Source organism: Fibrobacterota bacterium, from assembly GCA_019509785.1.
Taxonomy (GTDB): Bacteria; Fibrobacterota; Fibrobacteria; order UBA11236; family UBA11236; genus Chersky-265.
Map to the genome: position 1 here is coordinate 170341 of JAEKLQ010000025.1, position 19918 is coordinate 190258.

Sequence of the window (19918 nt, forward strand, 5' to 3'; positions counted from 1 at the left end):
AAAGTCAAGAACGCGAAGCGAGGATGGAATGCCATTCCCATCGAATCGGAAGCGGAGCATCGGCAAGGGCGGATATGGGAAGAGCCCGGCTTTTGGCCGGGCCTCCCGTACGGGTTTTGATTTTATCGGGGAGGTACCGCATGATTATACCCGCCCCGGCGCAGGCCCCTGACCTGCTCACAAAACCAGTCTAGGGAGTGGCGGGCGAAGGCGTCCAGAGGTTTTTACTTCGGCCTTTCGAACCGCATCCGGCGTCGGCCGGACGGGGTCAAGCCGGGAGCACGGCGATTTCCGCCGACGTGCCTGAAAGGGCCGCGAAGCGTGGGGCCGCGGAGCGCGGGGCCGCGGAGCGCGGGGCCGCGAGCTTCGGAGACGCGAGTCGCGCCGTAACGGATTCAACCGCTTCGTCATCGCTGCACGGGAATAGCTGCAAGGCCAAGGCGTACACGCCCGTGCCGCCGGCGCTTGCCCCCTGGTCGATCGCTGCATCAGAGTTAGCCGATTCAGCGACCAACTCGCGAACTTCCGAACGCAAGGCCTCCAGCTTTTCGCGCAGCCGCTCCCGGCCCCGCGCCGACAACGAGAAGGACCAAACATGGTATTCGCCCGGTCCGGGATGCGGCCGCTCCAACTCGTCCAAGGCGAGGCGTAAGTTGGAGCGCGCATGCATGCGCCCGACCTCTTCCGTAAGCCGCGGGCGCCAAGCCAAGTGGCGTTCCGTCACCGCATAACCATTGGCCAGCCTTTTAATCAGCTTCAGATCCAGCAGCACCTGGATGGCTTCTTCCGCCTGGGCGGGCTCGATGCGGGGGCGGATAGCGCGGGCGATGCGGGCGGGATTGGCTTGAATGGGATTCAGCCCGATCCAATGCCAGACGACGGGATACCACCAGCGGTCGTAGAAGCGATACTCGGAATCGGCCAACGATCGAGCGCGTGAACCATGGAAACGCCCCAACCGGGATTGGTAATGGGCGCGCTCGTCGGCCGTTTTCCCCTGGTTCGCCTGCACCATCATCTCGAAATATTCCTGCTCCGCCGGCTTCAGGCCCAGGGCCTTCCCGAAGCGCAGTCGCAAACCCTGGCTCAGGTTTTTCCGTCCCTTAAGAACCGCCGAAATGAAGCTGGAGCTTGCGAGCTTGAGATGGGGGTTTCGTGAGAATACCCGCAACGAGAATTCAGGTTCGCGGGACTTACGGTACTCGAAATGGGCCAAGAGAAAGGCCCGGTAATCCTTGAACTCGAAAATGCGCGGAACCTCAGGGCGAATGGATCCCAAGCTTGTTCATCCTTCCTTATCAGATCCCGATACCACTAGTGCGCACCAAAAGTGCGCGCTTTCCAATCTAATCGGCAACCCGGGCTTGCGGGCAAAAATTATGATCAAAGCGGAGTCCCGATCGACCTCGCCAAGAGGATCGATTTTGTATTCGTCGCCATTCTGGATCATTAAAGGGAGATGCGGTTGCGCCTAAAAAGCGCATAAAACCCCTCCGCGCCCTCCCCGGGTTGCGGCAGGCGAGTAAGGCAGTCAAGTCCGGGCCGCCCCTCGGCATCTCCCCCATCTACCCTCTAATAATAAGGGCCTTCCGCGAGGCCAGGCTACTTCCGAGTCCCTATTTTTTACTGCCTGCATGAATTCCGGGAAGCGGGATTTTAGGGCGTTGCCTCCCGGAAACGGAAATTTGCCTTCCTTGGAAAAAGGCCCACCCTCCCACCCGGTCCGAGGATAGATTTGCCATGCCTTTGGGGGGTATCTAAGGGGATTTGGAAGTCCCTTTGCGTGTCTTGGCTTGGGGATCCAGGTCGTGCGCAAAAGCCGCCTTATTTTTGAAGCTATGGGGGGTATATGTTCGTTCGTTCTATCACCAGGTTGGCATTGATCGCGTCCGCAGTATTGGCCGGGGCCGGAACCGCGCGCGCGCAGGGATGCACCATGCCGGCGGAAACCGATTTCAAGGTGGTCTCCGTCATACCCAGCCGTACCATGTCCAATCCCGATGCCATGTGCGTTCTGCCGTCCGGGGAAATGTTCTTCATCGAACAATGGTCGGGCAAAGTCTGGCATTACTCGGGCGGAACCACCCAGATGATCGGAACCGTTCCCACCAATGCCGGCGCCATGGTGGAAGACGGCATGCTGGGAATCGTGGCCGATCTCAACTTCACTACCACCCACTGGCTCTATATCTATCATACTCCCGCGCAGTTGGGCTCGACCCAGGTCGATCGCTACGTCTTCACCAACAACCAGTTGAGCAATCCCAAGATGATCATCTCGCTGCCGCGTATGAAGATAGGCCAAGGGCTCGACCAGCGGCATGCGGGCGGGGGCATGTCCTGGAACGCGAGGACGGGCGATTTGTTCATGGCAATCGGGGACGATACCTATCCGGGCGACGACATCACCAAGTTCGGCGGCCGCGATCCGACCCGGGAGTACCTGACCTGCCTGAAGAGCTCGGGCAATACCAATGATCTGCGCGGCAAGGTCCTGCGCATCCACCCTATCCCGTTCCCGGATACCCAAACGCCGACCCCCGGAGTGGGCACAACCTACACCATCCCCAAAGGGAACCTATTCCCGGAAGGCACCGCCAAGACCCGGCCCGAGATCTACACCATGGGCACCCGCAACGCCTACCGCGTGAAGGTGGATTCGCTGACCGGATGGGCGTACATCGGGGAAGTGGGCGCGGACGCGGATGCGTACGATGCGGTCAAGGGACCGGCCGGCCACGACCATCTGTATATCGCCAGGGGCCCGGCGAATTGGGGCTGGCCCTTCGTCAACGGCAACGTAGAGCCCTACCCGGTCCGGAGCTACGAGACCGACTACATCGGCGCTGGGATGAAGGTCGGCGACAAGTTCGATCCGGCCCATCTGAAGAACCTGTCCAAGTTCAATACCGGCCTCACCGATTTACCCGCCGTCTCCCCTCCCGCCCTTTACTACTGCACGGGCAATACCCAGAAGGGCCTTTCCTCCAAGCTGGGCGGGGGCTCGGAAACTGCGATGGCCGGTCCCGTCTACTATTACGATCCGAACCTCACCTCGGCGGTAAAGATGCCCCCGTATTTCCATGGCAAGGAGATCTTCGGCGATTATTCCCGGCATTACGTCTGGCTCGTCACCCCGGATAGCACGGGAACCGTGACCGCCCTCGAGCGCATCAAAGCCAGCAGCCCCGACATGACGGACATCCATATCGGCCCCGACGGAACCATCTACCTGCTGGACTACGACAACGGCGGCCTGAACAGCATCCAATACACGGGAACGCAGAAGGATTACACAGCCTGCTCCTGGATCAAGCAAGGTTGCACCGATCCCAAGTTCGCCGAATACGATAAGACGGCGAATATGATGAAGCCCAACTCTTGCCTTACTGCCGCCGCCATTACTGCCCCCGAGGCCCGTTCCTCCGCGCCCATGCTTTCCCCCGTCGCTTTCGGCGCGCGGCGCTTCGTGCTGCCGGCCGGAACCACCGGCGCGGCCGCGTACAACGTGCACGGAGTCCGCGTGGCGGCGGTCCGTGGCCAGGCCGGGCAAGCCGTGGAATTGCCTTCGCGCACGGCCGATGGCGTGCTGTTCGTGAAGTTCACGCGGGATTGATACGGTTCTTGGTTCAGTCGATTGGATTCGACGCGGTCGGCTCATCGAGGAAGAGGTGAAAATGCTCAAGGGCAGTCTTTTTGGAATCGGAGTTCTCGTTTGCCTGGCCGTCCCGCATTCCGCGGGCGCCCAAGGCTTCACCCATGCGGATTCAGGCTGGGTCAAGCTTTTCAACGGAACCGATTTCACCGGGATCTATTCGCGCTCCTACAACGCGCCCGTATCGCAGACGGTGGATGCGAGTTCTTATAGCATTCTCTACCCGGGCACCGATTCCGCCGCCATCTACGTGCTCCCTACCGCCAAGGGCGGGAATATCGGCACGAATAAAACCAGCTTTTCGCATTACCGCGCGCGCGTGGATCAGCGTTTCGACGCCCTCGGGGCGAATAATAACGGGGGCCTCACCTACCATACGGATGAATCCGTCATCCGCATGCAGGGCAGTAGTTTGGCCACCGGCAATTGGCCCAGGTCGATCGAATTCCAGATGCAACAACATGAACCGGGCGCGGCTTACTCCATCCAGCAATGCACCTTCAACACCAAGGTGAACGGAGGCAATTACGCGCAGACGGGGGGAACCGCGGTAACCGTTTGCGAGACCGGCTGCAACGCCCGCAATTACGGCCCCAGCCCCACCATTCCGGAGGCCTTCAACAACGCTCCTCGCTGGCTCCGATTCGAATTGGTGGCCCGGGGAGCGGACACCGCTTGGCACTTCATCAATGACACCTTGGTTTTCAAATTGTGGAACATCCGCATTTACAACGACAAACTGAACAAGACGCCGGATGGCCCGTACGACCACGGCGGGTTGGGGCTGCAATCCGAAGGCTCGGCCATTAAATACCGCCACTTTGAAATAATGGAATTCCCGGCCGGAACGCCCATGAACGCCAATTATCTCCACCGCATTTTCATCGATCATCCCGATTCCGGGGAAACCCTGGCTCCCGGACAGCCCTTTCAAATCAAGTGGAGAACGATCGGCGCGAGCGATATCGCGAACGTGAACATCGAATACAGCACCGGATCCGGCGGATGGCAATCCATCGCGGCCGCCGCCCCGAATAACGGCAGCTATAGCTGGACCGCCCCCACTACGCCCACCGCGAATCTGCGCGTGCGCATCAGCGGTCCGGCCTGGGCTTGGGCCGATTCGAGCCGGGCCGCGAACTCGATTGGCCCGGTGGGAATCCATTCTCCCGGCCTTTCCCGCGCGATCGCATTCACCGTGGATGGCGAAGGAGCCCTTTTCACGGATTTGCAGTTGTTCTCCCAACTGGAGATTTGCGACGTGTTCGGCCGCTTGATCCGGCGTTTCCCGGTGGAAGAGAACAAGGATCTCCATTGGGATCTCTCCGACTCGCAAGGCCGCCATGTGCTTCCCGGCCTTTATTTCATACGCGCGAAGGGCGCCGCCGGCGCGCGCATGTCGAAAATCCTGGTGAAGTAAGAGAATCCATCGCCCGGCGATTGCCGGGCCCCCTCAACACATTCGCACTCAGACCCGGGATCTTCCGCGTTTTCGCCGTTTTTGGGAATTAAATATCCTTAATGGGCCGGTTTCGGACGGAATTAGGATAAAAGCGTATAATAGCAGGATACGAGGTTCATCATGAGAGTATCCCGGGAAAAGAAACAGGAAAACGCCGAACGCTTCATCGACGCCTTCGTGGCGGAGGTGCGGAAGCGCGGTTATGACGCCGTAAGCTTGCGGGACGTAGCGCGGGCCGCAGGGATGAGCGACGGGGCCATCTACAAGCATTTCCCCACCAAGGAAAAAATCCTGCTCACGTACTATGCCGTGCGGATGGACCGCCTTAAGGATCATGGGGCGAGCCTGGCAACGCGGCCGGACTACACCTTCGTCGAGCGCATGCATGCGCTGCTGGAATTCCAAATCGGCCAATACGAGGGAGAGAAGGATTTCCTGGCCAAGACCTTCCGTCCCACCTTCATCTCCGCCAGCCTGATGTGGGGCGAGGTGGCGGCCATGCGCAAGACTTACGTGGAAACCGTACGCGGCCTGCTGGCGCAAGCGGAGGCGAAAGGGGAGATCCCCGCCCTCGCGCTGCCTTACGTGGTGGAGGAAATGGTCTGGTGCCATTACGTGGCGGTGATGCTGTATTGGCAGCGGGACGCTTCGGATCGGCACGACGATACGACCCAATTCATCGACCGCACCCTGAAGGTTTTTTCCGCGGTGGTGGGCGGCCCCCTATTGCCCATGGCCCAGGACCTGGTGGGCTTTCTGATCAACCGGCACTTGATGCCGCTGCTGATGGAGTTGGGCGGCGTGAAACCCGGGGCCACGTGGTCGAGCCAGCCTTTCCCGGGTCCCGACGCTGCGGGAAAAACTTCCGGCGGGGCCGGCGGGACGCGCGCGAAGACGGCGGCAACAGCCGTGAAAGCGGCCGGAACGAGGGCGGGCAAAGACTCCAAGCGAAGGCCGGCGAAGCCGGGTAATAAAGGCAAGCGCTGATGGCCGATAAACGCCGGGCGATGCCGCTTTCCAAATTGGCCCGGGCGGGGGTGGCCGGCCGCCTTGCCGTATCATCGGCGTTACGGTCCCTCGATCCCCGCAAGCGCAGCCAGGAGGAGGAATGGACGGCGCGCGGCCAAGCCTTCTTCGCCGCCTGCGCCCGCCTGAAGGGGCTTCCGCTGAAACTCGCGCAGATGCTAAGCCAGGAGGAGGAACTGCTGCCGGAGGAATTCCGGCGCGAACTCTCCAAATCCTGTTACCAGTCCCCTCCCATGAACCGCGCCCTGGTGCGCCGCGCCATCGAGGCCAACCTGGGGGCCGGTCCCGAATCCCTGTTCCGCGAATTCGCGGAGACCCCTTTCGCGGCCGCCAGCCTGGGGCAGGTGCATCGGGCCGTCGCCAAGGACGGGCGCGCGCTCGCGCTCAAGCTGCAATATCCCGGCATCGCCCGCACCGTGCGCAACGATTTGGCCGTGGTCGCCGGCTTCGCATCCGCCCTGCCTTGGCTCAAGGAAGTGGAGTCGGCCTGGACCGAGGTGGCCGAGCGCATGGTGGAGGAACTCTCCTACCTCGAAGAAGCGCGCTGGACCGCCTGGTTCCGCGAACACATGGGTATCCCCGGAGTTACCGTGCCGCGCGTGTATCCCGAATTCGGATCGGATACCGTGCTGTGCACCGAATTCATGGAAGGGGAGCACCTGGCCGAATGGCTGGCGCGCGATCCTTCCCGGGCCGATCGCGATGCGCTGGCGGCGCTGTTGTGGAAGGTCTTCCTGCGCTCGGTGTACGAATTGGGCGCCCTCAACGCCGATCCCAATCCCGGGAATTTCCTCATCCGTCCCCGCGCCGACGCTCCCGGGCCGGAACTTGTCCTTTTGGATTTCGGTTGCGTAAAAACCGTGCCGGAAGGTTTTACCGACAAGCTGCGCGGGATGTTCGCGCGTATCTCCCGGGGCGCCCCGCCCGCAGGGCATTCCCTGGTGGAAGAGTACGCCCGCCTCGGCACCTTGCGGATCACGGATCGCCGCCAGGACTTCACCGATCTCGAGGCGCGCCTGCGATCGATGGGGGAATGGGTCATGCGCCCGTATCGGGGAACTAGCGGACGCGGGGGCCCCTTCGACTTCGGCGCAGCCGGGGATTATTTCAAGGCCTGCCGCACGGAAGCCTGGGAGCTGTTCCGCAGCGTGAAGGGCGTGCAGTTTTCGCCGGATTTCGTTTTCCTCGACCGGGCCCGTTACGGGCTCTACCGCATTTTCCAGCGCCTGGGCGCCCGCCTCGATATGGCCAATGCCCTGGAAGGCATGCCCTGAACCGGAGCGAACCCGGATCGTAAACACCATCGGCTTTGGTGCATTCCATCCCGGCGGGAAGGAATTATGTTTTCCAGCCGCGCTCCACCCCGACCGGCGCCCTGGCGCCGAATATGCGAAAGGCCCTATGGAACCCGATTCCGTACCTGATTCCGTACCCGATCCCATCCAAAAGCACGACACCGACCTCGCCGCCCATCTCGCTCCCGGAAACATGCAATTCGCGCAAGTCGCGGGTTTGGTTTCCTGCCTGGCGATGGCGGTGCTTTGGGGCTTGATCACCTACGCGGGTAATCTCGTGATCGGCTATTTCGCGATCGCGGTCGGCCTCGCCGTCGGCGCTTCCGTACGTTTCGTCGGGAAAGGCAGCGGCACGGCCTATGCCGTAACGGCCGGAGCGTACGCCCTTTTGGGCTGCATGCTGGGCAACCTCATGTGCATCGCCTTCGCCATCGCGCATCAATCGGGCTACTCCCTCGCGAAAATCCTCTTCGTCGTGGACTATGGCCAGCTCTTCGGCATCTACCTCAATGATTTCGACGTGCACGACATCATCTTCTACGCCATCGCATTCTCCTCGGCCTTCAAAATCGCGCTCAACCCGATGTCCAAGGATGAGCTCGACTATGTCCTGGAAGCCAAGGGGATAACCGTGCAACCGCGCAAATCGCGCCGCCGCTAAGGTTCAGAGCTGAGGGCCCAGAGCGGAGGGTCCCGGCAAGGTAGGTCCGGTCCCTCGGCTCCGATCCTCCCGAAGCCCGGTCTGTCGCTTTTTTTTATGTTAGCCCCTTAATGCCCCAAGCCATGGGGCCGTAAGGGCCGAAGTCCCCGGCCCGCCAGGATAGGCCCTATGTTCACCCATCTCGACGCATCCGATCGGCCCGCCATGGTGGACGTCTCCGGCAAGGCCCCCACGCGGCGCGAGGCCACGGCCCGGGCCCTGGTCCTGTTGCCCCCGGAGGTTTCCATCCATTTCCGCGACGGCGAAATCCAGAGCAAGAAAGGGCCGGTCTTCCAAACCGCCATCCTGGCCGGGACCATGGCCTGCAAGAAAACCGCCGACCTGATCCCCCTCTGCCATCCGCTCCCCTTGGACAGCATCCAAATCCGGATCGCGATGGGAGAAGGAGACGCCGCGGCGATCGAATGCCGCGTATCCTGCCATGGCCGCACGGGGGTGGAAATGGAAGCCTTGACCGGCGCCAGCGTGGCGGCGCTCACCCTGTACGACATGTGCAAGGCGTTCTCCCATGCCATCGTGATCTCCGAGGTGCGGTTGCTGGAAAAGACGGGCGGCAAGTCCGATTTCCGCGCCATCCTTCCCGGCATGGCCATGGAGGGACGGGCCCAGGATGCGCTCGCCGCGGAAGGACACTCCCACGAGGGACGCGTATCGGCCGGTCGCGATCCCGCCGATTGAGGACGGACATGAGCGTTCCCGATCGCCACGCCCATCGCGGCTCCAAGACCCCTGCCCGTCCGCCGCTGCCCCCCGAGATTCCCGTCTATGGCCCTTCACCGGCCGCGGTCCGCGCGGTGGTCGAAGGACTGCTGCGCGCCTTTCCATCCGACCTGCGCATCGGGCTGATGCAAGGATTCGGGTACGGGGCCGGTCTATACGGGGCCGCCGGGTCGGGCGCGAGCTCCGGAATCAATCCGATGCATCCGCAATCCTCTTCCCCATCCCCTTCGCGGAGCGTCCGCGTGGATGCCCCGGACTGGGACGCGCGCGAACGGCGGGCCGCGCTCGCGGCTTGCGATCTGATCCTGTCCGAAGGGCGCCCTTCCGCCGAACGCCCGGGCCTGCTGGTCCTGGATGACGCCGCCCAGGGTAACATAGACGTTACCGGAGGCCCGGTCCCGTCGCTATTGGCTTGCGTGGGGGCCGCCCGGCCCGCCGGGCTCCCCCCGGAAATCCCGGTGATCCCCGCCGATCGCCCGGAGGCCTTGGCCGCTTTGGTGCTGGAACGCTTGCGCGCCCAAGCCGCCCCCCTCTACGGACTGGTGCTGGGGGGCGGCCGCAGCGAACGCATGGGTACTGACAAGGCCGCCCTGGCTTATCACGGAAAGCCCCAAATCCGGCATAGCCTGGAACTGCTGGAGCCGCTCTGCGCGCGCGCCTTCGTATCCTGCCGCGCCGAACAGGCCGCCGATCCCGTCTTCGCCGGCCTTCCGCAAATCCACGACGCCTTCCTCGGCATGGGGCCGATGGGCGGGATCCTTTCGGCCCTGCGGGCCCATCCGGGCGCGGCCTTCCTGGTGATCGCTTGCGACTTGCCATTCCTGGATGCGGCCACCCTGGAGTCGCTGGCGCGCGGCCGGGAGCCCTTACGCGCTGCGACCGCCTTCGCGGGCCCGCAGGACGGTTTGCCCGAGCCCTTGTGCGCCATTTACGAACCGAGGGCCTATGCGCGCGCTTTGCAGCTGTTGGGGCAAGGGGTGGATTGCCCCCGCAAGTTCATCCTCAACTCTTCCGCCGCTATATTGACGGCGCCCGACATGCGCGCCCTGCGCAACGTGAACGATCCCGGCGATTACCGCGAGGCGCTGGCGTCCATCTAAGTCGCGCGAGGCTATCGCCTGCGCGACAGTTCCAGGTACGCCTTCCATTTATCCGGGGCATAGAAAATAGCACTGCCTTCTTCCGTCCCCGTCGCCAACCAACGGACCTCGTCGAGGCAGAGAAGACGAATCGTATATCCCCCGCCCGCCAGGGATGCGGGACTCAACCCGGCTTTCATGGCTGGAATGGTATGGAACAAGAAGACGGTATCGCCCCGCACCTCCGAATGGAACTTCACTTCGGGGACATCACCCATCGGCGCCGAAACCAGTTCCCGGCGCGCTTCCCCCCGTGTTTCCACGATGGCAAGGAAGGTTTTGCCCTCCGCGTCGGCCCGCATTTCCTTGACCAAAAGCCCGGTAGCGTCCGGCAGCAACGCGATGCGCTCCGAGTAGATGACCTTCATCGCCTCCTTGCATCCGTTCGGAAGCAGGAAAAGCCCCAGCCAAAGCAGGGACGCAGCCGCTTCCCGGTGCCATTTCATGTTTCCTCCGGATGCGGCTGGATGATGTTTGACCGCGAAGCTAAGCCTAGAAATCGCGCCCCGGGTCCTCCAGGCCCGTCAGGGTGGAACCCGTCCGCCGCCTGTCCTATAATAGCGGCATGCTCCGGGCCGCCCTATTCCTGTTCTGCTTGCTCTGGGCTTTCGCCCCCGCGCGCGCGGGCGTGCTGGGGGACGACGTCAACGAGGACGAGGCCCACGATTATAACGGCCTGCCCCGTTGGCGGCTGGGCCTCGAGACGGGTTATAGCCAGTGGATCTACAATCCCGACTCCCTCTACCCCTCCTATGAGCGGTACATCAACACCCTGGAGACAGGTTGGGACTTCTCCGCGCAGGCGGCCTGGTTCCCGTGGCCGAAGGGCGGCATCGGCGCCGAGTGGATCTGGTTCCTGTCCAAGACGCAGCGCAACGGGGTGCGCGTGGATTCCGCCGGGACGACCTTGGATCTGAACGACCGCGTCTCGGAAGTCTACTACGGCCCGGTCTTCCTGAGCCGGGTGCGCTTCGGCCGCTTCGGCATGCTGGTGGGGGCCTTCGGGGCCGGCTACCTCGATTTCCATTACGATTGGACCGCGAACGGAAAGCCGTACCGGGTGGCGGCGCATACCATCGCCGTGGTGCCCGAGATAGGCTGGGAATATTCCTGCTATCGCCTGGTCAGCGTAGGCATCAATGCGCGCGCGGTGTTGGCCGATCTGAAGGACTACACCTTCAACGGGAAGAAAGTGTCCTTGAAGCAGCCCGACGATCCGCATTACTGGAACGTAATCGGGATGACGCGCTTCGAGCTGAATGCGGGGATCCGCTTCGGGCTGGATTGACTTACATGTCCTGCCAGAAACGGAAATGCTTCGTCTCGATGTCGTGCAGCGACGGCATGGGGAAGAACTTGTGCTTCTTCTGGCCGGCGAACATGAACCCGTGGCGGATCATCTTGAAGCTGATCTGATCCAATGGGCAGAATAGCGCCAGGCCCTTCGAGCGCTTCTCCGGCTTGATCTTCATCTGCAAGATGGCGTCGCGAAGCTTGGAAGGATGGAGGAAAGGGAAGGGCGCCTGCATGAAAGGGTTCTTCTCGAAGTTGGCGAGGAATTCGTCCACGTTCAACTCTATCTGGCTGTAGAAGAGCTGCGGGCATCCCTTGGAGGTGCCGGGCAAGGTGATGTACTTGCCGAACTCCACCATGTCGTACGGGCTCAAGACCAGCATGGAGAGCGGGGCGATTTCCGCGAAGGTGCGCAGGAACCCCGACTGATGGACCTTATCGTACTCCGCCGGCTTCAGCTCCAGCAAATGGGCTTCGGCGGTCGAGAGGTAGATGCTCTTGATCATGTCGAAATCCATATGCTCCATCACGCGATAGGAGCAGATGAACTTGGTATGCTTCGGGCTGCCGTCCTCGTGGGGCACGAGCGCCTTGAGGCCCCCGTCGATGTCGAAATAGGGATTGCGGAAATTGATGTCGATGTCGGCGAAGACCAGCTTGCCCGAGTAATGCCGGATCGATCCGATCAGGTAATGGCGCGCGAAGGCTTCGGGCGCGAGCTGGGAGGCCACCAGGGCCTGGTTGGGATAGAGGATCTGGTATAGACGGTTTTCGTAATGCATCAGAGCCCCCAGAACAGTTTCAGCATCGGGGCGATGACCACCGACATCACGCCCATCAGCTTGATTAGGATGTTCAAAGAAGGTCCGGCGGTGTCCTTGAAGGGATCGCCCACCGTATCCCCCACCACCGCGGCCTTATGGGCGTCCGAGCCCTTGCCCCCGCCGACCCCGCTTTCGATGGTCTTCTTGGCGTTGTCCCAGGCGCCGCCGGTGTTGCTCATGAATATAGCCAAGGCCACCCCCGACGCGGTCACCCCGGTCAGGAATCCCATCAACATGTTCACCCCGCCCAGGAAGCCCACCGCCACGGGCGACAAGATGGCCAGTATGCCCGGCAGGATCATCTCCTTGAGGGCGGCCGTCGTGGAGATGTCCACGCAGCGGGAGTAATCGGGCTCGGCGGTGCCTAGCATAAGGCCGGGGATGGTGCGGAATTGGCGGCGCACTTCTTCGACCATGGCGAAGGCGGCGCGTCCCACCGCCATCATGCACATGGACGAGAAGAGGTAGGGAACCATTCCGCCTAGCAAGAGTCCCACCAGTACCTTGGGATCGGTGATTTCGATGACGTCGACGCCGACCTCGGCCTTGAAGGCGGAGAAGAGGATGACCGAGGTGAGGGCGGCCGATCCGATGGCGAAGCCTTTGCCGATGGCGGCGGTGGTATTGCCCACCGCGTCCAGCTTATCGGTGGTGGCGCGCACGCTGGGAGGCAATTCGGACATCTCGGCCAGGCCGCCCGCGTTGTCGGCCACGGGACCGAAGGCGTCCACCGCCAATTGGATCCCCAAGGTGAGTTGCAGGCCCACGGTGGCGATGGCCACGCCGAACAGGCCGGCCAGGTTGTAGGAGAGCAGCACGGCGGCGCCCATGGTGACGACCGGGAGCGCCGTGGAGATCATCCCCACGCCCATGCCGGTGATGAGGGTGGTGGCCGCGCCAGTCTCGCAGGCTTTCACGATGGCGTTAACGGGCGCCTTATTGGTCCCGGTGAAGTATTCGGTTATGTAGCCAATGATGTTGCCGGCGGCCACGCCTACCACGGTGCACCAGAAAAGTTGGCCAGCCGTGGAGCCGTCGTTGAAGGAATGCCCGTTGAGAGCGCCGTAGAAGATGGGGTAGCTGAAGAGCGCGGCCAAGACGGAGGCGACGAGCGAGCCCCGGTTCAATGCCGCTTGGGGCGATCCGCCCTCCTTCACGCGAACGCACTGGATGCCGATGGCGGAGGCCACCGCGCCGGCCGCCGCCAAAACCAGGGGTAATAAGGCCAGGCGGATCTTGATGATGTCATCGGCCTGGGCGGCCAGCCCCAGGATCATGCAGCCCAGCACCGAGGCCACGAAGGATTCGTAAAGATCGGCGCCCATGCCCGCCACGTCGCCTACGTTGTCGCCCACGTTGTCGGCGATGGTCGCCGGATTACGGGGATCGTCCTCGGGGATGCCCGCCTCTACCTTGCCCACCAGATCGGCGCCGACGTCGGCGGCTTTGGTGTAGATGCCCCCGCCCACCCGGGCGAAAAGGGCGATACAGGAAGCCCCCAGGGCGAAGCCGGAAAGGATGGGGAGGATCTCATGATCGAAATTGCCCGGGTCGCGCCCGAAGATGTGGATGGTCGCGAAAATGATGCTGGTGATGCCGCAGAGGGCGAGGCCGACTACGCTCATGCCCATCACCGAACCGCCGGCGAAGGAAACCTTGAGGGCGTGGTTGAGGCTCACGCTGGCCGCCTCGGTGGTGCGCATGTTGGCCTGGGTCGCGATCTTCATGCCGAAGAATCCCGCCACCGCCGAACAGGTGGCCCCGATGGCGAAGGTGACGGCTTCCCAACGCAGTACGCCCTTATTGCCGAGCAGTAAGAGGGCCGCGGCCGTAATCACGACCGGCACCAAAACCTTATACTCGCGGAACAGGAACGCCATGGCGCCCTTCGCCACATAACCGCCGATCTTTTTCAGCTTGGGGTTCTCGACCGGAATGTTGAGGATCCATTTGGACTTGTAGAATGCGAAAAGAAGCGCGAAGATGCCGCCCATCATCCCCAGGGCCAGGGGCAATTCTATATCGAGATCCATTGGTCCTTTCCGGTGAACAACCTGGTTTCCGGTTTAATATAACCCGTGACGTTTCGTTATTTGCGAATTTTATTGATTTTAGATTTTTTCCCGCCCGCCAAACAAGAACGAATCGCACCGATATTCGGGGAAAATGACTTTTTTATGCTTGACCTGGGGGTTATACTTTGGGACCGATGCGCCTTGGCTTCACTTCATCCCTTATGCTCATAACCGTTGTCCTGACGGCAACGTCGCAGGCAGAGCCTTCTGCTTTCCCGCGCCTCTCCTCGCAAACTTCCGATGCTCCCACGGGCCCGCATCCGGGCCTGCCTTTCGAAGTCTCGCCCACGGTGGGCTTCATGGGAGGGAGCGCGTTGCTGGGCGTCCGCGCCGGCATGGGCAGCCCGGTCTCCTTGGAGCTTTCCGCCGAGCAGGTCATCGGTCGCGCGGCCACCTTGTATCCCCTGACCTTCAACCTGGCTTACGATTTGAACCTCGACTCCCGCGCCATCCCGTACGGCATCGTGGGCGGGGGCCTTTTCCTGACCGTCCCCCTCAATACGGTTGGCGACGAAACCGTCTCTTCGGTAGGCATCGAATTCGGAGGCGGCCTGAAATACTTCATCACCAATTCCATCGGCATCCGCTTCGAGACCAAGCAATTGTTCACCCGCGTCCGGAACAAGGCGGATGATCGCCAGGAATTGCTCATCTTCCAATCGACAAGCCTGGGGGTGGTGTTTGCCTTCGGTTAGACTCCTACGGGCGCTTCCGCCCGCCCTGCTCGGGCTGATGCTCTGCGCCTCCGTCGCGGAAGCGGCTCCGCGCCGCGCCTCGCCCAAGACATCCGTGGCCAAGCCGGAGACGGTCTACGTCGCCGCCCCGACTCCGCCGCCCGAGCGGGAGATGCGTACGCCGGAGCCCGCGCGCGAGCCCGCGTCCCGCCGTACGGAAGCCGCTTTCAGCAGCCCTTTACGGGATTACGCGCAGGCCGTGGGAGGCTATGCGGGGTTCTATGTCGCCGATGTCCTGGGCACCAATCCTTTCGGGATGGGCTTCCTGGAATACTACCCTGTCGGGATGCCCTTCTTTTTCCAATTCGACTGCGGCGCGGGCACGGTGCAATCGGGCTTTTCCAAGGACGTGGTCGGGGGCGATCTCTTCACCCATAACTTCCTGCTCTCCCTGGACGCCTTGGGGGGCTATAGCCTCTCCGGCCAGACCAGCGGGTCGGGGCGCGGGGGCGGCCTGTTCCCGTTCTTCCTGGCCGGGATCACGGCCTTCTGGCAAGGCGGGCTGCCCATCCTGCAGAAATCCGTCCCCAATATCGGCGGCGTGATCGGGTTCGGAAACCGCATGCGCATCCCTTTCTTCGCCGCGGGCCGGGATTGGGCCTTGAATTACGTGGTGCGCGACAACATCTACTCCCAGAAGATCCGGACGACGCCGTCCCTCACGCAGAATTTCGCCCTTTTGATCGGGGTACAACGATACTGGTAACGGCGCCGCGCGTGGGCGCGGCGCGGACTTCGCCGCCGGAGCGCGGAGGGCGGGGCAACGGGGAATACAAAGGAGGGTGCCATGCATCGAAGCAAGCCTAACGTGCGGACGATGTGGACGGGAGCCTGCGCTGCCTTGGCGGCGGCCTGCCTGTCTTCGTGCCTGGAGCCGGCGGACCAGATCCTGGAGCGGTACGGGGAAGGCCGCATCGTGTTCGTCAAGGATCCCTCGGTAGGGAGCAACGCGAACCGGGACATCGCCATGGCGGCCAACCCGGACGAGTTCCATCCCGGCACCGATCTCATGCTGCTGTCCCCCATCTCGCCGACGGGCAAGCTCACCAACCTCACCGCGCAATGGACGCGGGCGGCGGAGAATCCCGCCGACTGGGGCGCCGCGCAGGATCCGGAAGCCTCCTTCGACGGCCAGCGCATCCTGTTTTCCATGCGGGTTGCGCGCACCTCCACCAACCGCAACGAACATTGGGGCCTTTACGAAATCAACGCGGACGGGACCAACCTGGTGCGGCTCACCCTGCCCGATACCGGGGACGATTTCGATCCCGCCTACATCGACAGCACCCACATCGTCTTCGCTTCCACGCGCAAGCAGATCGTGGACGAATACGAACGGCGCGTGTCGCCCCAGCTCTTTACCGGCGTGAAAGGGGCGGACGGCCGCCTGGATAGCGTCAGGCAAATCACCTTCAACCAAAGCCATGATCAGAATCCGTTCGTGCAATCGAGCGGGAAGATCATCTTCACCCGCTGGGACCACTTGGGCGATCCCAATAAGATGCCGCTCTTTTCCGTCAATCCCGACGGCTCCGGCCAATTCGTGCTCTACGGCGCCGATGAGACCTTCGGCCCCGGTAACACAAGCGGCAGCCGCACCTTCATGGAAGCGCGGGAGCTGCGGGACGGCGGCTTGGTGGCTTCGCTCATGGAGCGGACCTCGGAATTCGAAGGCGGGGCCATTTGCATCATCGATCTGTCCAAGTTCACCTCGCCGCCCCAGGTCATCACCGGACCCGGCACCCCGTACAACGACAACCAGAAGTCTTCCATCTTCAAGACGCCCTATCCGATCATGGACGGCGGGACGGAACGGATCCTGGTGGCGCAATCGGCGCACGAAACGGGCGGCAAGGACGACATCGTCAACTACGATCTGTTCATCATGGATAAGGACGGCTCGAACCTCAAGCTCGTCTATGCCGATCCCAACTCCAACGACTATGATCCCGTGGTCCTGGCCCCGCGCAGCCTTGCATGGAACCCGTACCATATGGATAACAACGTGGCCCAGAGCCTCAAGGCGAAGGCGGGCACCGGCTTCTTCTTCGACGCCAACGTCTACAGCCGCCAAGACGACGGGCAGCTTAAAGGGACCGATCTCGACGGCAAGGTGAAATACCTGCGCGTGCTGGCGGCCATCCCCACTCCCGCGCATTGCGGCGATTGCGGCCAGAGCATGGGCCATACTTCCTTCGAACGCCAACGCGTGCTCGGCTATGCCGACGTGCAATCCGACGGATCCTTTGCCATCGAGGTGCCTTCCAGCACGCCCATGCACGTCCAGACCCTGGACGAAGACGGCCTGATGCTCGTCAACCAATTGCAATGGATCGACGTCATGCCGGGCGAGCGGCGCATGTGCACCGGCTGCCATGGCGTACGCGAAAAGGATCAGGACATCAAGCATTTCACCATCGCGAACGACACCGTGTACTTCCATCGCTCCGAAACCGACTCCGTGGGCTTCCTGGCCAACTTCTTCAGCGCCCAGAAGGTCACCGCGCATCCCGCGGCCCGCACCGATACCGTCGACTTCCAGCCGGCCAAGGGTGATACGGGCGCGTCCAAGAACATGACCGTGCAAGGCATCTTCGATTCCAAATGCGTCTCGTGCCACGGCGCGGCCAACGCCGGGACCCAAGGCGGCGGCCTGGTGCTGGAATTCGATCCCGCCGATACCGCGCGGACCAATCACGGCAGCACCAACGTCTATGAGACGCTCACCACCGGCGCGCATTACCAGACCGCCGCCGCTTCCGGCGACCGCAACGCGAAGATGGATTACGCGACGGACAACGGGGCGCGCCAAAGCCCGCTGGCCTGGGTCCTCTTCAACCGGCAGCTGACGAACAAGACCCAGAACCTGTTCCGCACGCCCAGTTACGACCATACCGTCCTGTGGGAAAAGGACGCCGCCGGCCATATCGACATTTTCTCCAAGGGCAATACCGATTTGCGCACCCTGGTGGAATGGATGGATATGGGCGTACAATTCATGAATACCGTGGGCCACCGGTAGGCCCTTCCAGGAGAAGCATGTCCGTCCTTCGCGTTTCCGTTTACAATTTCCTCTTCGCGGCTGCGACCCTGAGCGCCGCGTTCGCCGGGCCCAAGCCCGGCGCGCCCGCCCCCGGGTTCGAGCTTCCGCACCTCCTCGACGCGGGCGAGGCCGGCCTCAAGGATTATTCCGGCAGCGTGGTGGTGCTCGACTTCTGGGCCTCATGGTGCGCGCCCTGCGCCAAGACCCTGCCCCGCCTTTCCCGGATGGGCGCCGGCCACCCCGGGCTGGCGGTTTTGGCCCTATCCATCGACGAGGACAAGGGCAAGGCCCTGGACTTCCTGGGCCGCAAGGAAAAAGCCAACCCCAGCCTTACCTACCTGCACGATCGCAACCGCGCGGTCGCCGAGGCCTACGATCTGGACGGCATGCCGTCCCTGGTCATCGTCGATCGCAAGGGCCTGATCCGCTACCGCCACGATGGCTATACGGAATCCGATTTCAAGGTGATCGAGGCCGAGATCGCCGCCGTGATGGGAGGAACATGAAAGCCGCTCCCCATGCCGCCGCTGCGGCGGCCGCCGCCTCTTCCGCGGCCACCGTTTTTTTGTCGGCCGCCGCCTGGACGACCGCCGCCCTGCTTACCCTCGCCTTGGGCGGATGCGCCAACGTGAAGCCGTACGAGCGCGAGAAGTTGGCCGATCCGATCATGAATCTGCAGGATGTCCTGAGCAAGCAAAGCATAGAGCAGAAATTGTTCTCCACCCGCGAGGCCGGAGTCGGGGGAGGCAGCGGAGTCGGGGGCGGATGCGGTTGCGCGAAGTAGGCGCCGCGGCGGCGCTTTGCATCGGCCTGTCGGCGGCGATCGCCCGCGCCGATCGGATCGAGTACGATGCTTACCCTTTTTCGGACACCAAGCACAACAAGGTGGCGACCACGGCTTTCTCGCTGGTGAAGACCGTGGTCGAAAAAACCCGGATCATGCTGGATATCGAGCTGGACCAGACCACCATCCCGCCCTTGGAGACCGATGGGACTACGGGGGCCTCGCGGCCGGCCCGGCAGAGCAAATCATCCTTCCTCAAGAATCGCGGACAGCTCATCGCCGGTTTGCAACGCGACCTCTTCGGGAATACCGAGATCTCGGCCAACTACTACTTCAGCCAGGAAGTCGATTACCGTTCCCAAGCCGTGATCGGGGGACTGAGCCAGAGCTTTGCGGAAAAGAATTTCACGGTCGAACTGACGGGCCAATACCAGTTGGATTCCGTGGGGGAAATCCTCGGCACCGGTTCCCTGCTGAACCGCCTCAAGGAGGTCAGTAAAGGATCGCTGCGGATCACCCAGTTGCTCTCCCCGGTTTCCTTCGTCCGCATGGGCGTCGATGGCCAGCGGGACGAAGGGTTCCTGAGCGATCCCTACCGGAAATCCGTACAGGGAAAAGACACCGTGCCGGAAAGGGTTCCCGACATGCGCTACCGAGGCGCGGGTTGGATCGAATACGATCGCTACCTCACCACCCTGGCCGCTTCGTGGTCGGCCGAGTACCGCTATGCCTTCGACGATTGGAACCTGGCCTCCCACATGCTTTGGCTCAAGTTCAACAAGTACGTCACCCCCGACTGGATCCTGACTACGCAATACCGGTACTACATCCAATCCGGGATCGATTTCGGGGACTATGCGGCCGGGAATCCCGGGCTCTATTTCGCACCCGATGATCCCAAGCTGAAGGACGGGGAATACCACTTCCTGGGCCTGGGCGTCACCTGCTACCTGCGGGCCTTCTGCCGCAACCATCCCAGCTGGGATTTCCTGCGCCATACCTCGGCGGCGCTCAAATACTCGCGCTACTTCAACGACGCCGCCGCCGAAAACGCGTTCGCCGGCAACCTCCTGGAAAGCAGCCTGGCCTTCGAATTCTAGGGGATCCGTAACCTTCGGGTCGCCCGTAACTTTCCCGTTACGGGTCT

At 62.4% G+C, this 19918-nt stretch carries 18 protein-coding genes; 14 read left to right on the forward strand and 4 right to left on the reverse strand.

Annotation, left to right across the window (positions count from 1 at the left end; genetic code table 11):
* Positions 1–268: 268 nt before the first annotated feature.
* Positions 269–1279 (reverse strand): TIGR02147 family protein, encoded by a 1011-nt coding sequence (locus tag JF616_04845; protein MBW8887069.1) that lies wholly within the window; start codon positions 1277–1279, stop codon positions 269–271.
* Between the two features lie 570 nt (positions 1280–1849).
* Between JF616_04845 and JF616_04850 the strand changes: the two genes are divergently transcribed.
* The 7 genes from JF616_04850 (at position 1850) to JF616_04880 (ending at position 9979) form a co-directional block, all read left to right on the forward strand.
* Positions 1850–3616: a PQQ-dependent sugar dehydrogenase gene (locus tag JF616_04850; GenBank protein MBW8887070.1), complete on the forward strand. Its 1767-nt coding sequence runs from the start codon at positions 1850–1852 to the stop codon at positions 3614–3616.
* A 61-nt stretch (positions 3617–3677) separates the two neighbouring features.
* Positions 3678–5075: a DUF1080 domain-containing protein gene (locus JF616_04855; GenBank protein MBW8887071.1), complete on the forward strand. Its 1398-nt coding sequence runs from the start codon at positions 3678–3680 to the stop codon at positions 5073–5075.
* Between the two features lie 162 nt (positions 5076–5237).
* The gene (locus JF616_04860; protein ID MBW8887072.1) at positions 5238–6104 is read left to right on the forward strand and encodes a TetR/AcrR family transcriptional regulator; all 867 of its coding nucleotides are present in this window, start codon (positions 5238–5240) and stop codon (positions 6102–6104) included.
* Positions 6104–7417, forward strand: coding sequence for an AarF/ABC1/UbiB kinase family protein (locus tag JF616_04865; GenBank protein ID MBW8887073.1), 1314 nt, complete (start codon positions 6104–6106; stop codon positions 7415–7417). The genes JF616_04860 and JF616_04865 overlap by 1 nt, the downstream gene beginning before the upstream one ends.
* A 127-nt stretch (positions 7418–7544) precedes the next feature.
* Positions 7545–8099 carry a hypothetical protein gene (locus JF616_04870; GenBank protein ID MBW8887074.1) on the forward strand — a complete coding sequence of 185 codons (555 nt, stop codon included), beginning with the start codon at positions 7545–7547 and terminating at the stop codon, positions 8097–8099.
* 168 nt (positions 8100–8267) lie between these two features.
* Positions 8268–8837 (forward strand): cyclic pyranopterin monophosphate synthase MoaC, encoded by a 570-nt coding sequence (gene moaC, locus JF616_04875; protein ID MBW8887075.1) that lies wholly within the window; start codon positions 8268–8270, stop codon positions 8835–8837.
* A 239-nt stretch (positions 8838–9076) separates the two neighbouring features.
* Positions 9077–9979 (forward strand): NTP transferase domain-containing protein, encoded by a 903-nt coding sequence (locus tag JF616_04880; GenBank protein MBW8887076.1) that lies wholly within the window; start codon positions 9077–9079, stop codon positions 9977–9979.
* A gap of 11 nt (positions 9980–9990) precedes the next feature.
* Here the strand turns inward: JF616_04880 and JF616_04885 are convergent, their stop codons facing one another.
* Entirely contained in the window at positions 9991–10464 is a 474-nt protein-coding gene (locus tag JF616_04885; protein ID MBW8887077.1) for a hypothetical protein, read from the reverse strand.
* An 83-nt stretch (positions 10465–10547) separates the two neighbouring features.
* On the opposite strand from JF616_04885, the gene JF616_04890 reads away from it, so the two are divergent.
* On the forward strand, positions 10548–11306 hold the full coding sequence (locus tag JF616_04890) for a hypothetical protein (protein ID MBW8887078.1): 759 nt from the start codon (positions 10548–10550) through the stop codon (positions 11304–11306).
* 1 nt (position 11307) lies between these two features.
* On the opposite strand, the gene JF616_04895 is transcribed toward JF616_04890, so the two are convergent.
* Positions 11308–12093 carry a hypothetical protein gene (locus tag JF616_04895; GenBank protein MBW8887079.1) on the reverse strand — a complete coding sequence of 262 codons (786 nt, stop codon included), beginning with the start codon at positions 12091–12093 and terminating at the stop codon, positions 11308–11310.
* Positions 12093–14168: a sodium-translocating pyrophosphatase gene (locus tag JF616_04900; protein MBW8887080.1), complete on the reverse strand. Its 2076-nt coding sequence runs from the start codon at positions 14166–14168 to the stop codon at positions 12093–12095. Before JF616_04900 ends, JF616_04895 begins: the two co-directional genes overlap by 1 nt.
* Before the next feature lie 203 nt (positions 14169–14371).
* Here JF616_04900 and JF616_04905 point away from each other — a divergent pair, with 203 nt between their 5' ends.
* The 6 genes from JF616_04905 (at position 14372) to JF616_04930 (ending at position 19871) form a co-directional block, all read left to right on the forward strand.
* Positions 14372–14905 carry a hypothetical protein gene (locus JF616_04905; GenBank protein MBW8887081.1) on the forward strand — a complete coding sequence of 178 codons (534 nt, stop codon included), beginning with the start codon at positions 14372–14374 and terminating at the stop codon, positions 14903–14905.
* Positions 14892–15650 (forward strand): hypothetical protein, encoded by a 759-nt coding sequence (locus JF616_04910; GenBank protein ID MBW8887082.1) that lies wholly within the window; start codon positions 14892–14894, stop codon positions 15648–15650. The genes JF616_04905 and JF616_04910 overlap by 14 nt, the downstream gene beginning before the upstream one ends.
* Positions 15651–15731: 81 nt before the next feature.
* Positions 15732–17966 (forward strand): hypothetical protein, encoded by a 2235-nt coding sequence (locus JF616_04915; GenBank protein ID MBW8887083.1) that lies wholly within the window; start codon positions 15732–15734, stop codon positions 17964–17966.
* A gap of 17 nt (positions 17967–17983) precedes the next feature.
* On the forward strand, positions 17984–18493 hold the full coding sequence (locus JF616_04920; GenBank protein MBW8887084.1) for a TlpA family protein disulfide reductase: 510 nt from the start codon (positions 17984–17986) through the stop codon (positions 18491–18493).
* On the forward strand, positions 18490–18771 hold the full coding sequence (locus JF616_04925; GenBank protein MBW8887085.1) for a DUF4266 domain-containing protein: 282 nt from the start codon (positions 18490–18492) through the stop codon (positions 18769–18771). Before JF616_04920 ends, JF616_04925 begins: the two co-directional genes overlap by 4 nt.
* Positions 18753–19871, forward strand: a complete 1119-nt coding sequence (locus JF616_04930) for a DUF3570 domain-containing protein (protein MBW8887086.1) — start codon at positions 18753–18755, stop codon at positions 19869–19871. Before JF616_04925 ends, JF616_04930 begins: the two co-directional genes overlap by 19 nt.
* Positions 19872–19918 lie beyond the last annotated feature (47 nt).

What these genes read in the sequence shown, in the direction of transcription:
- JF616_04850 (MBW8887070.1), top strand. Translation starts at nt 1,850, where the DNA reads ATGTTCGTTCGTTCTATCACCAGGTTGGCATTGATCGCGTCCGCAGTA.
- JF616_04855 (MBW8887071.1), top strand. Translation starts at nt 3,678, where the DNA reads ATGCTCAAGGGCAGTCTTTTTGGAATCGGAGTTCTCGTTTGCCTGGCC.
- JF616_04860 (MBW8887072.1), top strand. Translation starts at nt 5,238, where the DNA reads ATGAGAGTATCCCGGGAAAAGAAACAGGAAAACGCCGAACGCTTCATC.
- JF616_04865 (MBW8887073.1), top strand. Translation starts at nt 6,104, where the DNA reads ATGGCCGATAAACGCCGGGCGATGCCGCTTTCCAAATTGGCCCGGGCG.
- JF616_04870 (MBW8887074.1), top strand. Translation starts at nt 7,545, where the DNA reads ATGGAACCCGATTCCGTACCTGATTCCGTACCCGATCCCATCCAAAAG.
- moaC (MBW8887075.1), top strand. Translation starts at nt 8,268, where the DNA reads ATGTTCACCCATCTCGACGCATCCGATCGGCCCGCCATGGTGGACGTC.
- JF616_04880 (MBW8887076.1), top strand. Translation starts at nt 9,077, where the DNA reads ATGCATCCGCAATCCTCTTCCCCATCCCCTTCGCGGAGCGTCCGCGTG.
- JF616_04885 (MBW8887077.1), bottom strand. Translation starts at nt 10,464, where the DNA reads ATGAAATGGCACCGGGAAGCGGCTGCGTCCCTGCTTTGGCTGGGGCTT.
- JF616_04895 (MBW8887079.1), bottom strand. Translation starts at nt 12,093, where the DNA reads ATGCATTACGAAAACCGTCTATACCAGATCCTCTATCCCAACCAGGCC.
- JF616_04900 (MBW8887080.1), bottom strand. Translation starts at nt 14,168, where the DNA reads ATGGATCTCGATATAGAATTGCCCCTGGCCCTGGGGATGATGGGCGGC.
- JF616_04905 (MBW8887081.1), top strand. Translation starts at nt 14,372, where the DNA reads ATGCTCATAACCGTTGTCCTGACGGCAACGTCGCAGGCAGAGCCTTCT.
- JF616_04915 (MBW8887083.1), top strand. Translation starts at nt 15,732, where the DNA reads ATGCATCGAAGCAAGCCTAACGTGCGGACGATGTGGACGGGAGCCTGC.
- JF616_04920 (MBW8887084.1), top strand. Translation starts at nt 17,984, where the DNA reads ATGTCCGTCCTTCGCGTTTCCGTTTACAATTTCCTCTTCGCGGCTGCG.
- JF616_04925 (MBW8887085.1), top strand. Translation starts at nt 18,490, where the DNA reads ATGAAAGCCGCTCCCCATGCCGCCGCTGCGGCGGCCGCCGCCTCTTCC.
- JF616_04930 (MBW8887086.1), top strand. Translation starts at nt 18,753, where the DNA reads ATGCGGTTGCGCGAAGTAGGCGCCGCGGCGGCGCTTTGCATCGGCCTG.